Source organism: Staphylococcus sp. FSL K6-0223 (assembly GCF_038008285.1).
This window is the reverse complement of the sequence record NZ_JBBOYX010000001.1, coordinates 118,445-136,283: the sequence shown is the minus strand read 5'-3', so window position 1 is coordinate 136,283 and position 17,839 is coordinate 118,445. Positions and strand designations below refer to the sequence as shown.

16 protein-coding genes, 1 tRNA gene and 1 pseudogene are annotated in these 17,839 nt (G+C 31.9%); 6 read left to right on the top strand and 12 right to left on the bottom strand.

From position 1 onward, the window contains the following. Positions 1-42: 42 nt before the first annotated feature. The 3 genes from MHI13_RS00615 to MHI13_RS00605 all read right to left on the bottom strand — a co-directional run bounded on the left by MHI13_RS00615 (position 43) and on the right by MHI13_RS00605 (position 2,486). Positions 43-282 carry a hypothetical protein gene (locus MHI13_RS00615; protein WP_049335305.1) on the bottom strand — a complete coding sequence of 80 codons (240 nt, stop codon included), beginning with the start codon at positions 280-282 and terminating at the stop codon, positions 43-45. A gap of 427 nt (positions 283-709) precedes the next feature. After that, on the bottom strand, positions 710-1,489 hold the full coding sequence (locus MHI13_RS00610; RefSeq protein WP_070548092.1) for a (S)-acetoin forming diacetyl reductase: 780 nt from the start codon (positions 1,487-1,489) through the stop codon (positions 710-712). A 106-nt stretch (positions 1,490-1,595) separates the two neighbouring features. Continuing rightward, entirely contained in the window at positions 1,596-2,486 is an 891-nt protein-coding gene (locus MHI13_RS00605) for a LysR family transcriptional regulator (RefSeq protein ID WP_070548095.1), read from the bottom strand. A 130-nt stretch (positions 2,487-2,616) separates the two neighbouring features. On the opposite strand from MHI13_RS00605, the gene MHI13_RS00600 reads away from it, so the two are divergent. Further along, complete coding sequence (locus MHI13_RS00600) at positions 2,617-3,801, top strand: MFS transporter (protein WP_070548098.1); 1,185 nt, start codon at positions 2,617-2,619, stop codon at positions 3,799-3,801. A 119-nt stretch (positions 3,802-3,920) separates the two neighbouring features. Here the strand turns inward: MHI13_RS00600 and MHI13_RS00595 are convergent, their stop codons facing one another. The 3 genes and pseudogenes from MHI13_RS00595 to MHI13_RS00585 form a co-directional block, all read right to left on the bottom strand. Beyond that, positions 3,921-5,315 carry a YfcC family protein gene (locus MHI13_RS00595; protein ID WP_049434191.1) on the bottom strand — a complete coding sequence of 465 codons (1,395 nt, stop codon included), beginning with the start codon at positions 5,313-5,315 and terminating at the stop codon, positions 3,921-3,923. Between the two features lie 177 nt (positions 5,316-5,492). After that, positions 5,493-6,782, bottom strand: a pseudogene (gene arsB, locus MHI13_RS00590) (arsenite efflux transporter membrane subunit ArsB). A 185-nt stretch (positions 6,783-6,967) separates the two neighbouring features. Beyond that, positions 6,968-7,843, bottom strand: a complete 876-nt coding sequence (locus MHI13_RS00585; RefSeq protein ID WP_017174745.1) for a hypothetical protein — start codon at positions 7,841-7,843, stop codon at positions 6,968-6,970. Between the two features lie 204 nt (positions 7,844-8,047). Between MHI13_RS00585 and MHI13_RS00580 the strand changes: the two genes are divergently transcribed. Next, positions 8,048-8,719 carry a M15 family metallopeptidase gene (locus MHI13_RS00580; protein ID WP_017174744.1) on the top strand — a complete coding sequence of 224 codons (672 nt, stop codon included), beginning with the start codon at positions 8,048-8,050 and terminating at the stop codon, positions 8,717-8,719. 104 nt (positions 8,720-8,823) lie between these two features. On the opposite strand, the gene MHI13_RS00575 is transcribed toward MHI13_RS00580, so the two are convergent. From MHI13_RS00575 to panB, 4 genes are all read right to left on the bottom strand, one after another. Next, positions 8,824-9,633: an alpha/beta hydrolase gene (locus MHI13_RS00575; RefSeq protein WP_049416069.1), complete on the bottom strand. Its 810-nt coding sequence runs from the start codon at positions 9,631-9,633 to the stop codon at positions 8,824-8,826. 236 nt (positions 9,634-9,869) lie between these two features. Continuing rightward, complete coding sequence (gene panD / locus MHI13_RS00570) at positions 9,870-10,253, bottom strand: aspartate 1-decarboxylase (RefSeq protein WP_002449536.1); 384 nt, start codon at positions 10,251-10,253, stop codon at positions 9,870-9,872. Positions 10,254-10,258: 5 nt separating this feature from the next. Next, the gene (gene panC, locus MHI13_RS00565) at positions 10,259-11,110 is read right to left on the bottom strand and encodes a pantoate--beta-alanine ligase (RefSeq protein ID WP_070548101.1); all 852 of its coding nucleotides are present in this window, start codon (positions 11,108-11,110) and stop codon (positions 10,259-10,261) included. Then, a complete protein-coding gene (gene panB / locus MHI13_RS00560; protein ID WP_017174741.1) occupies positions 11,094-11,921 on the bottom strand; it encodes a 3-methyl-2-oxobutanoate hydroxymethyltransferase in 828 nt (275 codons plus the stop codon). The genes panC and panB overlap by 17 nt, the downstream gene beginning before the upstream one ends. 82 nt (positions 11,922-12,003) lie before the next feature. Here panB and MHI13_RS00555 point away from each other — a divergent pair, with 82 nt between their 5' ends. Together MHI13_RS00555 and MHI13_RS00550 are read left to right on the top strand one after the other, a co-directional pair. Beyond that, positions 12,004-12,858, top strand: a complete 855-nt coding sequence (locus MHI13_RS00555) for an oxidoreductase (RefSeq protein WP_017174740.1) — start codon at positions 12,004-12,006, stop codon at positions 12,856-12,858. Between the two features lie 118 nt (positions 12,859-12,976). Further along, on the top strand, positions 12,977-13,852 hold the full coding sequence (locus MHI13_RS00550) for an HTH domain-containing protein (RefSeq protein WP_070548104.1): 876 nt from the start codon (positions 12,977-12,979) through the stop codon (positions 13,850-13,852). A gap of 26 nt (positions 13,853-13,878) precedes the next feature. Here the strand turns inward: MHI13_RS00550 and MHI13_RS00545 are convergent, their stop codons facing one another. Together MHI13_RS00545 and MHI13_RS00540 are read right to left on the bottom strand one after the other, a co-directional pair. Further along, positions 13,879-14,799 (bottom strand): hypothetical protein, encoded by a 921-nt coding sequence (locus tag MHI13_RS00545; RefSeq protein WP_070548108.1) that lies wholly within the window; start codon positions 14,797-14,799, stop codon positions 13,879-13,881. A gap of 121 nt (positions 14,800-14,920) precedes the next feature. Continuing rightward, positions 14,921-15,793 carry a trypsin-like serine peptidase gene (locus tag MHI13_RS00540; protein WP_048761071.1) on the bottom strand — a complete coding sequence of 291 codons (873 nt, stop codon included), beginning with the start codon at positions 15,791-15,793 and terminating at the stop codon, positions 14,921-14,923. 218 nt (positions 15,794-16,011) lie between these two features. Here MHI13_RS00540 and MHI13_RS00535 point away from each other — a divergent pair. Next, positions 16,012-16,102, top strand: a tRNA-Lys gene (locus MHI13_RS00535). A gap of 152 nt (positions 16,103-16,254) precedes the next feature. Then, a complete protein-coding gene (locus MHI13_RS00530) occupies positions 16,255-17,766 on the top strand; it encodes an MFS transporter (protein ID WP_017174736.1) in 1,512 nt (503 codons plus the stop codon). The last annotated feature ends 73 nt before the right edge of the window (positions 17,767-17,839 follow it).

The following is a 17,839-nucleotide window of genomic DNA, read 5'->3' as shown; positions in this document are numbered from 1 at the left end:
GATTGCCATTCATATTAGTATGATATAAAATCGTTTTCTTTTCTAAGCAAGTAATAATGGACTTGAAAAAATAAGAAAGAAAATAATTGTTAAAAATAACGTGATACTATTAAATACTTTGCTGCCACTCATTAGACCTACAACACTTGAAACCACTGACAATAGCATGACAAAAAAGCCAGGTAAATACCAAAACATATCTGTAAATGTAATCGAAACTGCAAGTAGAAATGATAATACACATAAGATACCAGAAACTATATTCATATTGTTTAATCTCATTGATGTCTTCCTTTCTGTAAGATATTAATCATATTATATACTATATTTACATTTAAATTTACTATATATCATTATTTTTTTAAATATAAAATATCCTATCTAAATAAGAGTATTTTTAATTTTGATTGAATCTCTAAATATTTTTTTAAAACAAAGTTAAGAAGTATGATGTATAAGATGCATAAATAATCAAAATTAAAACGCTCATTGTCTTTTAATTATTTTTTACTAAATACTCATTTTTAATGAGTTATACAATTTAGATGGATCCATTTATTATTGATATATTATGAACATCAATAAGGTTAAATATTTCATCATATACAGATATGTCTTCTAAAAGAATATAAAAATGCACCCCAAAAGTTAGATTTTAAGTCCAACTTTTAGGGTGCATATCAGTTTTAAAAATAATAATTTGCTTAAATTAGTGGAATCTCATGCCACCGTCGACAATAATAGTTTGACCAGTAATATAATCAGAATCACTACTAGCTAAGAAACCAACCACATTAGCTACATCTTCTGGTTTAGATAAACGTTTTAATGTGATTTGATCAGTGAATTGTTTCCAACCCCATTCTTCTGGTTGATTATTTTCTTCGGCTAATTTTTTAGCAATACCTTCCATCATAGGTGTTTCAACGATACCTGGTGCAAATGCATTTACTGTAATGCCTTTGTCAGCTAAATCACGCGCAGCAACTTGAGTTAATCCACGAACTGCGAATTTCGTACTACTGTATAACGATAATCCCGCATTACCTTCAACACCTGCTTGAGATGTTGCGTTTATAATTTTACCGCCATGACCTAATTTTTCAAATTGTTCTAAAGCCGCTTGAATGCCCCAGAATACGCCTCCAACATTTACTCCGATAACTTGATTAAATTGTTCAAGTGTGACTGTATGGATAGGCGTTGTTGGTCCTAAACCAGCATTATTTACGACTACATTTAACTCTCCAAAATGTTCTACAACTTTACGTGTCACATCGAAAACATTTTCACGGTCAGATACGTCAGCTCTAAATGCGACTGCTTCTTGACCTTCTTTTGAAAGTGATTCAGCAGCTTTTTTTGCGCCTTCTTCATTAAAGTCGACAATAGCAACGTTAAAACCGTCATTAAATAAACGTTCTGCTATTTTGAAACCAATACCTTGTGCTGCACCTGTAACAAGTGCTACTTTTTTAGAATTGCCCATTTACTACACCTCTTAAAGTAATATAACTTTCAATTATTATGTTAGCACTTTGTATATAAAATACCATGAAAAGTTTGTGAACTTTTGAACAAAGTTTTGTTAATGATTACTTCTTTAAATAATCAATAAATCGTAATAAAGAGGTCTCATTTTTTCTGTTGTCATTGACTATCGCTGTAAAATACACTGAATAATCAAAAGGATGACCTAGAGGTATGGCCTCAATATATTCGTCATTTAAAATGGGTTCGTCTTCGATCATGTAACTAGAAATCATGCCTACACCTAAGCCTTCTGCAACAGTTCTTAATAAAACGATAGGATTATGTGTACGAAATACAATTTTTAATTCCCCATTTTTCTCTTCAAACTTTTTTAAATGATGATGGTAAAAGCTACGATCATAGAGAATAAATGGATAGTCTTTAATATCCTCTAAATTAACAGTATCTTTAAAGGTAAGTTTAGATTTAGCAGGTACAATAAGTTTAAAATTCGTCGATAAATTAAGAGGAAATTCATGAATTAAAGACATTGTTTTATCAGATTCTTTTTTACCAATTAATCCTAAATCTATGTCATTATTTCTCAACATTTTTATAATATTTTCACGGTCAGATTCTATAACTTCAATATCTACGTTTGGATAATCAACTTTAAATTGAGAAATGACTTTAGGAAGTAGTTTGTGAAATAACGTTGGTATAGTGGCTATAGTTAATTTTCCTGCTATATGTGTATGTAAACGCTCTACTTCTAGCATGAGATGTTCTTTAGCTTCTAAAATTTCCAATATTTTAGGAATCAATCGTTTGCCAATTTCTGTCGGTATTGTTCCTTTTCTGGAGCGATAAAATAATGAATATCCTAATTCTGTTTCCAGGTTAGCAATCGATTGACTCATGGCAGATTGACTAATATGCATCAGTTCACTTGCACGAATCATTGATTCTTGTTCGTATACTGATTTAACATATATTAGCTGTTCAAAATTCATATATTCTCCTCCTTTATATCAGTTTTACTTATATTAAATTAAATTATTCTAATTATACATTAACTTCTACTAATACTATAATAATTAAGTATAAATTAAGATAAATAGGATTAAATAGAGGAGGTTAAACATGTCGCAACGTTTATGGTCAAAAGACTTTATCTTTGTAACGATTGTGAATTTATTTATGTATTTAATTCACTACATGCTTATTGTGACAATTACACAATTCACAATCGAAACGTACCATGCTTCAGAAAGTATTGGCGGATTAGCAGCTGGTGTATTTATCATTGGCATGCTAGCTGGAAGATTAGGCGCTGGAAGAATCATCGATCATCTGCAACCTAAGAATGTGCTCATTGGCGGTGTCATTGGCTCTATTATAGCTATCGCTTTATATTTTACAATTCATAGTATTCTTATTTTGATGTTCGTTCGTTTTATTCATGGAATTGCCTTTGGTTTCTCTTCAACAGCAACGGGTACGATTTCTTCTAGATTAATTCCAGAAAAACGTAAAGGTGAAGGTATCGGTTACTACGGTTTAAGTGTGACGCTTGCTTCCGCTTTTGGCCCATTCTTAGGACTAGTATTAAATAATAATTTAGGATTTTCTTCAATTTTTGGCATCAGTTTGATTAGCATTGTCGTTTCATTTAGTTTTACTTTATTAATTAAAAAATTACCGATGAATCATGACATAGTTACTGAAGAACAATCACGTCCTAAAGGTCTCAGTGCTTTCTTACAAAAAGAAGCATTGCCTATTTCATGTGTCGTCATCTTAGTAGGAATTGCTTATGCAAGTGTACTTTCATTCTTATCAATATACAGTGAAATGTTACATTTAGTTACTGCATCTAGTTTCTTCTTTATTGTATTTGCAGTTGTGACCTTTGTGACACGTCCATTCACTGGAAAAATTTATGATCATTTTGGCGAAAATAAAGTCATGTATCCTGTACTTCTAAGTTTTGCAATAGGATTAGCTATTTTAAGTATAGTAAGTTCTCCATTTTTACTATTACTATCTGCAGCATTTATTGGTTTTGGTTATGGAACCATCGTTCCAACTGCACAAGCCATTGCCATTCAACAATCACCCACTAGTAAGATGGGATTAGCTACATCAACGTTCTATATTTTTGTGGACTTTGGTGCAGGCATGGGTCCTTTCATTTTAGGTCTACTCATTCCATTTATGGGCTATCGCTATTTATATCTTGCAATGGCAGGTCTAATTATTATTGCAATGATTTTATATTTCTTTGTACATGGTCGTTATCAAAACAGTACTTCATCAAAAGGTTAATGTATAAAAAAAAGCGTGCGCTCATTTAACATGAACACACGCTCTTTCGTTATTTTCACAAGATTTTCAAGACATCCATCTCACTAACTTCAGACAACCGTCAGTCTTACCTTATTTTTTTAGTATCCTATTACTAAAGCAATAGACATAGCAACGCTACATATAATTATCCATATTAATATAGGTTTCCATACAAACTTCAACCATTCAGTATAAGAAATTTTACCTACAGCTAGAGCTCCCATTAAAATTGCTGATGTAGGAAATAGAATATTACTTATTGCATCACCATATTGGAAGGCTAAGACAGTAAGCTGACGATTAATATGTAACAAATCAGAGATAGGAACCATTAAAGGCATCGTCGTTAATGCTTGACCCGAACCTGATGGAATAAAGAAATTAAGAATGAATTGTAAAATAAACATAGCTATAATCACTAATGACGTTGGTACATCTGATAATAAGGTCGTCAATGCATGAACAATGGTATCTATGATTTTCCCATTTTCTAACAGTACGATAATTCCTTTTGCGATACCAACAATCATTGCTCCAAATAGAATATTTTTCATTCCATCTACTAAAGCATCAAACGTACCATTAAACCCTAAGCCACCTACTAAGCCCGCTAAAATTCCTGCAAATAAGAAATTAGCGCTCATTTCATTGAAACTCCATCCAAATTTAAAAATACCAAATATATTGAAGAGGATAGTTGCCATAATAATCATTAAACTAAATGCTTGTTTTTTACTAAAGTGTTGATAATCGATGTCTTGATTAACTTGTCCTTCTTCTTTTTCTAAATGATACACAATACTTTTAGTTTTATCTTTTTTAACTTTACTAGCATATAACATTACAGTTGAAATGGCCGTTGCTAATATAAAAAGATATATGATAGTTCGAAGGCACCAACCTGAAAACATTGGAAGTTCAGCAACTGTTTGAGCCACCCCAACTGTAAAAGGATTTAACATGCCCCCACTAAAACCACTAGCTGCCCCCAAAATAACCATGGCAGCACCGGTTAATGCATCATAACCTAAGGTACGAGCAATAATAATACCAATGGGAACAAATATAATAGTTTCTTCAGCTAAACCTATTGTAAAACCTAATATTGAAAAGATGATCATCGTTAGTGGAATCATTAAAAAGTTGGCTTTTCCCAAAACTCTCATAGCTTTATTTACACCATTTTCAAAAGCACCTGTTTTGTGGACAATTCCAAAAGCGCCACCCACTAAAAATACATAAAAAACAATTTCTCCTCCACTAATCAATCCTTCTGGGACAGCTCTAAATATATTCAAAAAATTTAGATGTTCTGAAGATACTGTGTGGTAGGTGCCAGGAATAACTATGGTTTGTCCGTTTTTCTTTTCTCTCGCATATTCTCCAGCAGGAATAATATAAGTAAGTAACCAGGAAATTACTATAATCAACATTAATATTGCATAGGTGTGCGGCGTTTCTAGTTTAAACTTTCCAGTTTTATTCTTTTTCATTTATGTCATCCCCTTGTTATTCATTACATATGAATCAAAACTCAAAATATATATAATTTATCATAACCTATTTAAACAAAAATGATAATATTACATTTTTAATAATTTTAAACTTTTTGTTTTATATAACAAAAGCCAAAAATCATATCATTTTTGGCTTCTTTTTAATAAGTCTGTCTATATCAATTTTAATGTTAAATATAAACCTAGTAAGGTCATGAATAAAACTGGAAGGGTAATAACGATACCTGTTTTAAAATAGGTGCCCCACGATATTTTAATTCCTTTTTGAGCTAAAACATGGAGCCATAACAATGTAGCTAAAGAACCAATCGGTGTAATTTTAGGTCCTAAATCTGAACCTATTACGTTAGCGTATATCATTCCCTCTTTAAGTACATCAGTAGCTGCTGATTGATGAATGGCAATCGCATCAATGAGTACGGTAGGTAAATTATTCATTATTGACGAGAGTATAGCTGAGATAAAACCAACACCCATAATACTAGTAAATAAACCTTGATGTGCGATATTTGAAAATATATGACCTAACACATGAGTAATCCCCACGTTTTTCAAACCGAAGACAACTAAGTACATTCCCAGTGAAAATATAACAATATTCCATGGTGCGCCTTTTACAACTTTTCTAACTGGAACGGCATTCGATTTCGCCGCTAAAATAAGAAAAATAAAAGCAATACTACCTGCAATAATAGAGACAGGCACACGAACAAACTCACTCATCATATAACCTATAAGTAATAAAACTAATACGAACCACGATATACGGAATAATGAAGCATCTTTAATAACTAATTGAGGTGCCTTCATTTTTGTTATATCCACTTGCTTTGGCATTGCCTTTTTAAAATAAAGCCACAATACAACAATACTTGCGATTAATGAAAATATATTTGGAAGTATCATACGACTTAAATATTCTATAAATCCAATATTAAAATAATCTGCTGAAACAATATTTACTAAATTACTCACTGTAAACGGTAAGGATGTAGTATCCGCAATAAAGCCACTGGCGATAATAAATGGAAATACCATCTTTTCTTTGAAACCTAAGTGACGTACCATTGCTAATACTATAGGAGTGAGAATAAGTGCTGCCCCATCATTCGCAAAAAATGCTGCTACTATCGCTCCAAGTATCATAATGAAAATAAACATCTTTCGTCCATCGCCTTGAGATGCCTTTACCATATGAAGTGCTGCTCATTCAAAAAAGCCAATTTCATCTAAAATAAGTGAAATAAGAATAATAGCCACAAATGTTAGCGTTGCATTCCATACTATACTCGTCACTTCCATAACATCTGACCATCCTACTACGCCCGTCAGAAGTGCTACAACTGCACCAATAACAGCAGTAATCGAAATATCTAATCCTTTGGGTTGCCAAATTACAAAAATTAATGTGAGTACAAAAATGGTAATGGCTAAAAAAGTCATCATCTATCATCACCACTTTTATACTTTAAATACTGCCATGTATTCCTTGAAAAATGAAATGTTGTATTTTTATATTTCATTTGCTCCGAACCTCCTACAATCTTATTCATCGTATCATAATAAACAGAAAAACGTTGTAAAATGTCTTAATTTAAACATCTCACAACGTTTTATTAACAATTCATTTATTTTTCTTCTTTTACCATTTTGCCATTTTCATCTAATTTTTGAATTTTTCCGTGTTTCATTCTATATGTACCTAGAATCTCGCCTTTTTTGTTACGATAGTTCACAATCCAGTTACCATTATGATCTGTCATTTTGACATCATCCCATAAATAACCTGATTTTTTTAATTCTACGTCATCAAAATCAGAAATTAATTGATACACTTCGTTACGATAACGCGTATTGACACTACCAGATTTTTCTAAATCATTTGAAGCTAACGGATTCCCATTATCATTAGCACTATCAGGTAACGAGTTTGAAATATGCATTTTACTTATAAGTTCTGGTAAAGCTTTATTATCTTTATTATGTTTATATACTTCTTCTAAACTAGCTTCTTTTCCTTTATCAAGTAAATCGTTATAATCCAATGTACCTTTTTGCATACGTCCTACATAAACTGTATCTTTATTAACTCCAATTAGCGCTTGATAGGTACTTTTATCTGGATAAACCGTAAAGAACTGCATATGTTTTGGTGCATGTTTTACTGGTTGTTTCACTTTAACCAATGTAAAATCAACTAATTTATAATTATGTTTGCCCGTAGGTAATCTATATTCATAAATTCCAGTTAGAATTTCATTTTTAGTCAATGTATATTGATCGACACCATCAATACAGAATGCTAATGCTAATCGTTCTTTCGTTGATAATTTAGACGTATTGGTTAATGACGTTTCATCTTTTTTATCTGATTCGTTCTTTTTAGCTTTTTGAACGTTATTTTGATTTGATTTTGATTTATTATCTTCTTTTGAAGATTCATGCGTACTACAAGCAGCTAATAACATCATCATGATACTACCCAAAAATAAAAATTTTTTCATCTATTGGCCCCTCATACATTCTTCTTATTTTACTAATATACTATACATTATTTATACATTATTTGAAGAGGAAGATAAATATAAATTTTGTTAAAATACCATTTTTTCATAAAAGTTGTATCTTATATAATTAAAAAACTATGTTACACTGTGTACAATGTTTCATTATTGTTTATAGTAATTAAAATTTAAAGGAGTTTAAGCATGAAAAAATTCTCTGCAGTCCTAATGACAAGCGCTTTATTACTTTCAGCTTGCTCACATAGTAATGATGAAAATGAAAATAATACTAAACAAACATCTCAAACTAATAAAAGTGATGACAATCAACAAAAACATAAAAAAGTTATTAAAGAGGGTCGTACATATATCGATGGTATTTTAATTGTAAATAAAAATATAGGTCTTCCTTCAAATTATAATCCTGGTGAAGATCCAAAAGCCCAACAAGCCTTACAACAATTATTTAGTGCTGCACAAAAAGAGGGTATTAACTTATACAAAATGAGTGGCTACAGAAGTTATCCTACTCAAGTTCAACTATACAATCGTTATGCTGCACGCGATGGTAAAAAAGCTGCAGATAAATATAGCGCACGTCCTGGCTACTCAGAACATCAAACAGGTCTTACATTTGACATCGGTGGCGTTAATTCAGATAAAAACTTATATGCAAGTTTCGGAAAAACAAAAGAAGGTCAATGGATTGCGAAAAACGCACATAAATACGGCTTTATCGTGAGATATCCTAAAGGAAAAGAAAAAATTACTGGTTATCAATACGAACCATGGCATTTACGTTATTTAGGAAAAGATACTGCAACCAAAGTATATCAATCTGGTAAAACTTTAGAAGAATATGTAGGATTAAAATAACTTCGCCACACATATTATTAGTCAATTAAAAACCATGAGTGAGAATACTCCTACTCATGGTTGTTTTAATATTAACTTCATTGTTTCACGTCAAACATCATATTTTATCTATTTTTACTATCCAACCAATCAATGATATCTCTAAAAATACTTTGATTATATGACGACTCATTGAAAATTTCATGTTGTAAATTTTCATAAATATACAGAGACTTTTTCTTAGAAGCAATTTCATTATATAAATCGATAGAATCTTTATAGCTTACGAGACCATCTTCTTTACCATGTAAGATGAGTACTGGATCTATAAAATGGCTTGGATGTTCTTTTAGATAGGCAATACCATCCATCAGGGTAAATATGAGGCCTATAGAAATCTCTTTAGCGACTAAATCATCATCTCTATATTTTTGGATAATTTCTTCGTCAGAACAAACACCGTCTTCCAGTTCATTTTTGACATATGTATCTGCTGAAATATTTTTATCTGGCTCTCCGAATGTACGTTTATTATAGCGCGTTAGTGCGCCAGAAGTAATAATGCCATCTACTTTATTAGGGTATTTGGTACCAAATAAAGTTACCGCGTAACCTCCCATACTATGTCCGATTAAAAATACTCTTCCACTATAATTCTCCTTAGTGTAGTTAATTATCCTATCCAAGTCATCAATGATTTCATCCACATGACTATAAAATACTCTCTTACCTTCAGAACGCCCATGACCACGTTGATCAAAACGAACGACATTATAATGATGCTCATTTAAAAACGCGACCAATTCATCATAACGGTCTAGATGCTCTGCAAGACCATGTGCAATTATAATATTTGCTTTACTTTCTTTAACTTCATTAACTTTTGTATAGAGTTTAGTTCCATCTTTTGATTCTAAATATTTTATATAATTCATTTCTATCATCCCTTTTATTTACCTTTACTCGTATCTACCCCTTCGTTAATTAGAATAAACACATATAAAACCTCTTAATATTCTTATTTCGTTTGATGGTTTTCCTCTTATTTTTCCCATAATAACATCACTATGCATCAAAACTTTCTAAAAAACTCATAACTCTATACTCTTAATATATAAAAAGCGTGCTAGTCTTTCCAAAATAATCTCTTTAAGACTGCACGCTCACTTAATTACTTAATTATTGTATTTTCTTTTTCATGAATCATTTGAATTATTTCATTATTTTCGTTCATAATCGCTACTTTAGGTGCATGATCGATTAATTCACGTTCGTCCAACTGTACATAAGTCATAATAATAACAATATCATCTACTTCTACTAAGCGAGATGCAGCACCATTGAGACAAATTTTCCCACTACCACGTTCACCCGCAATCACATATGTTTCGAAACGTGCTCCATTATTATTGTTTACAATAGCAACCTTTTCATTTGGAAGAATATCAACCGCATCTAAAATATCGGCATCGATCGTGATACTTCCTACATAATTTAAATTGGATTCTGTGACACGTGCTCTATGAATTTTACTATTCATCATTGTTCTAATCATTTTCTCTATTTACTCCCTAAAATAATATTATCTATTAAACGTGCTTTAGAAAATTTGACAGCTAAAGCAATAAAAATTTGACCATTTATTTCATTAACAACTTCAAGTTCAGGATAACTATAAATTGCGACTTCATCGATATGACCGCTTGTATGTTCTTGTAAGTATGTTTTTATTGCACCTACAAGTATATGACTTCGACGTTCACCTTCTTCATACATGTCTTTGGCTAATGTTAGACTTTTACTTAGATAAACCGCTTCTTTACGCTCTTCATCAGTCAAATACACATTCCGAGAACTACGCGCCAGTCCATCGTCTTCACGTACTATATCGACGCCGACAATTTCAATAGGATGATTAAAATCTTTTACCATTTTCTCAATAATTGCTAATTGTTGTGCATCTTTTTTACCAAAGTAGGCTTTATTAGGACTTACGATATTAAATAATTTATTAACTACTGTAACGACACCATCAAAATGTCCAGGACGTTGTGGGCCTTCTAAGACTTTCCCTAGACGTCCCACCTTTAATGTGACGCCTAATTCATCTGGATACATCTCTTCAACGGAAGGATGGAATACATAATCGACATGAATAGCTTTAACTAAAGAAACATCCTTATCAATTTGGCGAGGATATGCATCATAATCTTCATTAGGTCCAAATTGTAATGGATTTACAAATACACTAATGACTGTCACATCGTTTTCTTCAACTGAACGTCGCATCATACTTAAATGTCCTTCATGAAGCGCACCCATTGTTGGAATGAAACCTATTGATTGACCAGACGCTTTTATGCGTTGTGCGATTGTTTGCATCTCTTTTACAGTATTAATTACTTGTGTCATTTTTATTAACCTCATCTAATACTTTTTTCTTATACGTATGTGCTTCTGCAGGAAATGCTCCTGCTTTCACTTCTTTATCATATTGCTTCATACCATCAATGCCTACAGATAAATCTGCAAACTGTTTTACGAATTTAGCATAACGTTCTACGCCATAATTTAACATATCATGATACACCAATACTTGTCCGTCTGTATCTTTACCTGCCCCAATACCAATAACTGGAATGTCTAATTGTTTACTAATTAATCCAGCTAAGTCACTTGGAATAGCTTCTAATACTAACGCCACTGCACCTGCTTCTTGAACGGCATGTGCATCACGAATAAGTTGTTCTGCTGCGTCTTTTGTACCACCTTGTAACTTGTAACCCATAACACCGACACTTTGTGGCATTAAACCAAGATGTGCAACAATTGGAATACCCATTTGTGTCGATTTTTTAATGAAATCAGTTAAATGGGCACCTTCTGCTTTTAATGCATTCGCATTGGTTTGTTGATATAACGTTATCGCATGATTTAAATCATGTTCCGCACTTACGCCTACCGCTCCGATAGGTAAGTCTACAACGATAAATGTATCATCGGCGCCTCGACGAACAGCTTTACCATGATGAATCATATCATCTAAAGTAACTTGAGTGGTTGTATCATAACCTAAGACTGTCATTCCTAGCGAATCACCAACTAGAATCATATCAATATTGGCTTGTTGCGCTTGTTTTGCACTGGGATAATCGTATGCTGTAACCATTGAAATTTTTGTACCATTTTGCTTCATTTCCATAAGTTTTGACAAATTTTTCATTATTTTATCGATCTCCTATAACATTATCTCAATAATATCACGTATAATTATATGTAATATTTTAAAGAAAGGAAAGTTATAAATGCGTATTGCGATTATTGGACCAGGCGCTGTAGGTACGACGATTGCCTACGAATTACAACAAGTATTACCTCATATCACATTACTTGGAAGAACAAATAAGTCCATTCACTTTCAACCTGCAAATCAACATATTATTGTTAAAGATATTAAGTCTATGACTGACCCCTTCGATGTGATTATCGTGGCAGTCAAAACACATCAACTTGAATCTTTAGTTCCAGACTTAAACCGTCTTACTCATGATGAGACAACGATTATTTTAGCTCAAAATGGATATGGTTTACGTTCAACTTTACCATTTAAATATGTCTACCAAGCTGTGGTCTATATTAGTGGGCAGAAAAAAGACGATGAAGTGATCCATTTCAGAGATTACCGTTTGCATATTCAGCATGATCGTCGTACTGAACAACTTAAACACTATTTAGAACATACTAAAATAGAACTTATATTAGAAGATCACATAGAAACAACGATTTGGTATAAATTACTTGTCAATCTTGGTGTTAATTCGATTACTGCTTTAGGTGGCAACACTGCACAAATTTTAAAAATTCCAGAAGTCTATCAATTATGCACACGCTTATTAGAAGAAGGTAAACAAGTCGCTATGGCAGAAGGTATTACATTACCCGACACGATTGTTGAAGATATTATGCATATCTATGCTGGTTATCCAGATCATATGGGGACAAGTATGTATTATGATGTTATAAATCATCAGCCCCTTGAAGTAGAAGCAATTCAAGGTTTTATTTACCGTAAGGCTAGAACACATCACCTCTCTACGCCATCGTTAGATACAGTTTATGCATTATTACGGTCTCACCATTCTTTATCCATTCAATATTAATGTTAAAATCAATGTTTAACTATTAATATTTTGTCAAATTATATAGTAACAAACTCTATTACAAGCTATATCATTATTTTTGAAAATTTTTTCACTTTAATAAAAGGGAGATATATCTTTGGATAAAGCAACACGTATACTTAATATTTTGACATTATTATTAAATGGTCATGTTGTCACTCAAGAAGACTTAGATCGCTTTACAAATGTCAGCAAAAAATCTATTCAACGTGATATTAATACAATTAATACATTTTTTTATGAAAGTCATTTTTGGAGAAGCAATCATACTAAAATTGTCTATAATTATCAATTAGGTGGTTATGAACTCACCCATGATACTACGAACAAACAAAGTCTTGGTGTACTAAGTTTACTCATTAAGTTACAAAGTCTCACACCTATTCTTCATTACGATATTTACAAATTTTTCTTACATGCGCTGTCGTCTGTCAGAATAGAAGATAAACATATTTTGATGACGATGTTACATCAATTCAAAGTACGTGATGATTTACTTCCTGGAAAACGATTAATGGATCTTCAAAAAGCCATCGTCAATAAACATAGAGTGCGTATTGAAGTAGATCATAACAAAATGACTATTAAACCGTTATCTATTTTGTATATGCATTATGATTATTGGTTTACTTACGAATTTCAACATAAAATACATACTGTTTCTTTGAAATCGATACAATCCTTACACGTTCTAGATACAAAATTTTCTAAAGACTGCGCGAATAATGCAGTATTATTTGAAATGAGTACAACCATTTGGAATCAATTTAAACAACAATTTTCAATTAAAGAGATTGTTTCACGTAATGAAGACACCATTTTGGCATGGGTAAATTGCACACGGTTTGATGCTTATTACATTGCTTATCAACTTGCTCCTTTAGCAAAAATTATTGCTCCGGAATCATATATCGATAGTTTTATTGAGCGTTTAGATGAAATTAAACGTACTTACACAGAAAACAACAGCTGACCATTAAAATCAGCTGTTGCTTTTTATTAATCAATTGGATCTCCATGTTCATCATATTTTGTCACTATGCCGTCAGAAGTAACGATATATGAGCCAACTAAATCTCCATTTTTATCTAAAATTGAGAATCCCCAATCTCCGTTTTCATCTTGTTCTGGTTCTTTATATGTGTACGTATCTGTATCTAATTGATGACCTTCATAATCTTCTACCTTATCAATGACATTTGCACGTGTCACTTTTTCAGTAGATGAAGATTCGTCAGAAGATGTATTGTCAGAATCAGTATTTAACGATGTTTGACTTCCTGCAAATACTATTTGTTTTGCTATTTCTTCATAATCAGAATTATTATATTTATCATATAATGTACTTACATCCAATTCTTTACCGTTATCTCTTAATTGTTGATAGTTTGCATCGTATTGTGTACCTGCTACGAGTACTTTATCGTTACTTACTCCAATAACTGTTACAAAAGCTCCTCTCGAAGGAGATGCGCTGTAAAATACCATTCCAGATGGTGAACCATTAATAGGATAATCCATAGAAGCTAGTTTGTATGTATCAATATTTTTATGAATTTTACTCACATTTCCTTGTTCAAGATAACTATGATTTCTTAATTCATTTGCGTTAATAGCATAATCTGACACTGAAGGATCATTTAAAGCTAACGCTACTTTTTCAGCTTGAGATAAGTTGTCGACATTACTATTTGTTTTATTTTCTTGTTGATTGTTATCATTTGAACTTTTATTACTATCTTGTTGGGTATTATTGTTATCATTATCTGAAGTGTTTTTATTTGATGATTGGTTACTTTGTGATGTCGTATGTTCTGATTTTTCACTAGAATTATTGAGCCCAATCATATCTCCTAAATCACAACCTGCAAGTAAAGTTGTCGCCGTTATAGCGCCGATAGCTAAGTAATGTTTCTTCATTTGTTTCGCTCCTTTTAAAATAAAAAAATATATACCTTAACTTACAATATTAAACAGACACTGTATGTCGTTATGAAAAAGTACACACTTCATTATCTAAAGCATGTACTTTTTATATTAATTACTTAATATGTTGACGTACGAAACGACCAGCATATCCTTTAAACGATTCGCCACCAGACATTTCTTGTTTAGCATAAGCATCCGTTGAACCACCCATTAAGTTATATCCATATGTTCTTAAGCCATACATTTTTGTAAATGTACTATTTAACATTGGTGAGCCTGAAGCACCTGATCTAAAAATATCTTTCGTTTGAATCTCTGTACCATTTGTTGAGAATTGAGTTACACGAAGTTTATTAAAATACGCTTTTGTGTTGTCGTTATATTGCCATGGATATCCTAATGAATAAAGTGGCGAATTGAATTTCAATTGTTTAATCTCTGAATCCGTTGCAATTTTAACTGGTTTCACATATTTAGACATATTTTGTTTTGTGTGAACCACTGCAATATCATATTGTGGTACTTTAATCACTTCTGTTGCTTGGAAAACATATGGCATACGACTTCCATCACGATTCATTTGAAATTTAATATATTTCGGAGCCGCTGCACGACCATATTGATCATCGATAACATGTGCATTGGTTACAAATGTATGTGCCCCAATCACTGTTCCTGTTCCCATAGAATCTTGCTTTCTTACAGATGCATCGCGAGAGCCTTTTTTCCAGCCATTTAAATTAGATACACGGCCAATCGCCTTTAAATTATTTTGTGAGGCATTTGGATAGCGTTGGATTGAAATACTGCTGTTACTAATTTTTTTCGCTTTTAAATACGCTTGATATGATCCTCTTTGTATCCCGTCATAATAATAGTTGGTTTCTACAGCTTTAGCCTCTTGATGTTGGGCAGAATATCCTAGTACACTGGCACCAATAACGACACTCGCTACTAATGATTTACCAAATTTAGATTTTAGCATTAATTTGTCCCCTGCTTTCTTCCATTTAAAAATGAATTGGTTTTATGTTTAAAATAAAATATGTACATCAATATTATAAAACAAACAAAGGACAGTATGCGTCTTTTTTATAAAACAATTTATTTTTAACTTTAATGTACATTTATAAATTATTTACATAAAAAATATTTTTCTTTACAAACTTCAAAATATATAGTATAGTATTAAAGTAAAATTATGGAGGGATACTCAAGCCTGGCTTAAGAGGCTAACCATTTTATGGTTAGTAGGAGCTTTTAGCTCGCGTTGGTTCAAATCCTTCTCCCTCCGCTATCTAAGAAACCTAAGATTAAATTCTTAGGTTTCTTTTTATTTCATATTTTATATATAAGACACTCTTATTTATTTTTCCCATTTATAAGAGTACAATAGTTAAGTTGCGAAATGACGATACACCATATTCATATATCGGAGTGAAAAAAATGGACTTTTGGTCATCTAAAAAAGGAAAAATGCTAGAAATATCAATACTTGGCATACTAACTATCTTCGGCATTGGTTCACAATATTTTTCAAATTTGGCTTATAGTTTAAATCAAGGTATTTTACAAACATCATTTGGTATAGGTTCTCAATATCTCATTATACCTTCTGTGATTGCTAACTTTGCCTTTGCACTTGGCGTGCCACTTGGACATACATTGACACACAAATTCGGGTTTAGACGTAATTTTTTATTCTTTGTAACTCTATTTTTAATCGGCTCGATTATTGGGCTTTTTTCCTTCGACTTAATTATTTTATCTATTGCTAAAGGGTTACAAAGTTTAAGTACCGGCGTCTTATTCTTCACACTTTTACCAAAACTCTTTCTCAATTTCCCTAAACAATACCGCAATGTATTCTTATTAATGGTTATTGTAGGTTTATTTGGCGCAAATGCATTGGGAGGTCTATCAGGTAGTCTATCTTTAGAATTAGATCGTTGGCATTGGATCTTTATTATTAATATTATTTCAGCTATCTTATGTCTTATTTTAGGTTCAATATTCTTAACAAAAGAAGAATATCAACATTCTGAACCTATTCATATTAGTCGTCCTATGATTATTTCATTAGTTCTTAGTACGATTGCTCTTACGCTACCGATGGGGATGCTTACACAAAAAGGGTACGGGTCTCTCTGGGTCTGGCCTATCCTAATTATAGCAATTTTATTCATTGTAAATTTTGTAGTTTTTAATCACGAAGCAAAACATCCATTTGTTCACTTTAAAACGTTATTAACAAAGAAACCACTTGTTGGTGCAACAATGGCTATATCTTCACATTTAGCCTTATTATGTGGTATTGCAGGAATTAATGTGTATATAATTAGAATCTTAAAATTACCTTTCACTATATCTTTACATTTTTATTTATTCTTTTTCATAGGTGTCATTGTGACAGGATTTATTAAAATGTTTATCTATAGTGCAGTGGGAGCTGGTGTTTTAGGCACATTAGGCTCATCAGCATTACTTTATGTCAGTGTTCATTGGATGATTTTACATGATATTGTAAATATTCATTTACTTTATATTCAAGGTTTCCTACTTGGTTTTGGTGCAAGTATGACACTTGTAAGTGGTGCTATGGCAACATTATTAGATGGCGATTTACTTCAAGCTGGTCAGCGTTCTCAAACGATGCACACAATACGTAACTACGCGGCAGCATTTCTTGTTCCAGTGATTGCCTATCTGATTAAATATAATATTCAAAAAGGAACACAATCTGTTTATACAGAAAATATTACAAACACTTCAATTTATATTAAGCGTATAAAAGATATTGCTATTGATGCTGATCATAAAGTATTTCTACTAATGATTATTTTCAATTCGATTATGTTAGTATCATCGATTATCCAAATGTCTCTTGGAAAAGGGAGACGTATTACACCACCTCGTTCGCCTAAAAACCCCGAGTTACATTTGAATATACACAAGTAATGATTTTTAAGGAACAGTTTACTTTATTAGGATTTCGCTCCTTAGTTTACGATGTTATTACACATTTCAAGTT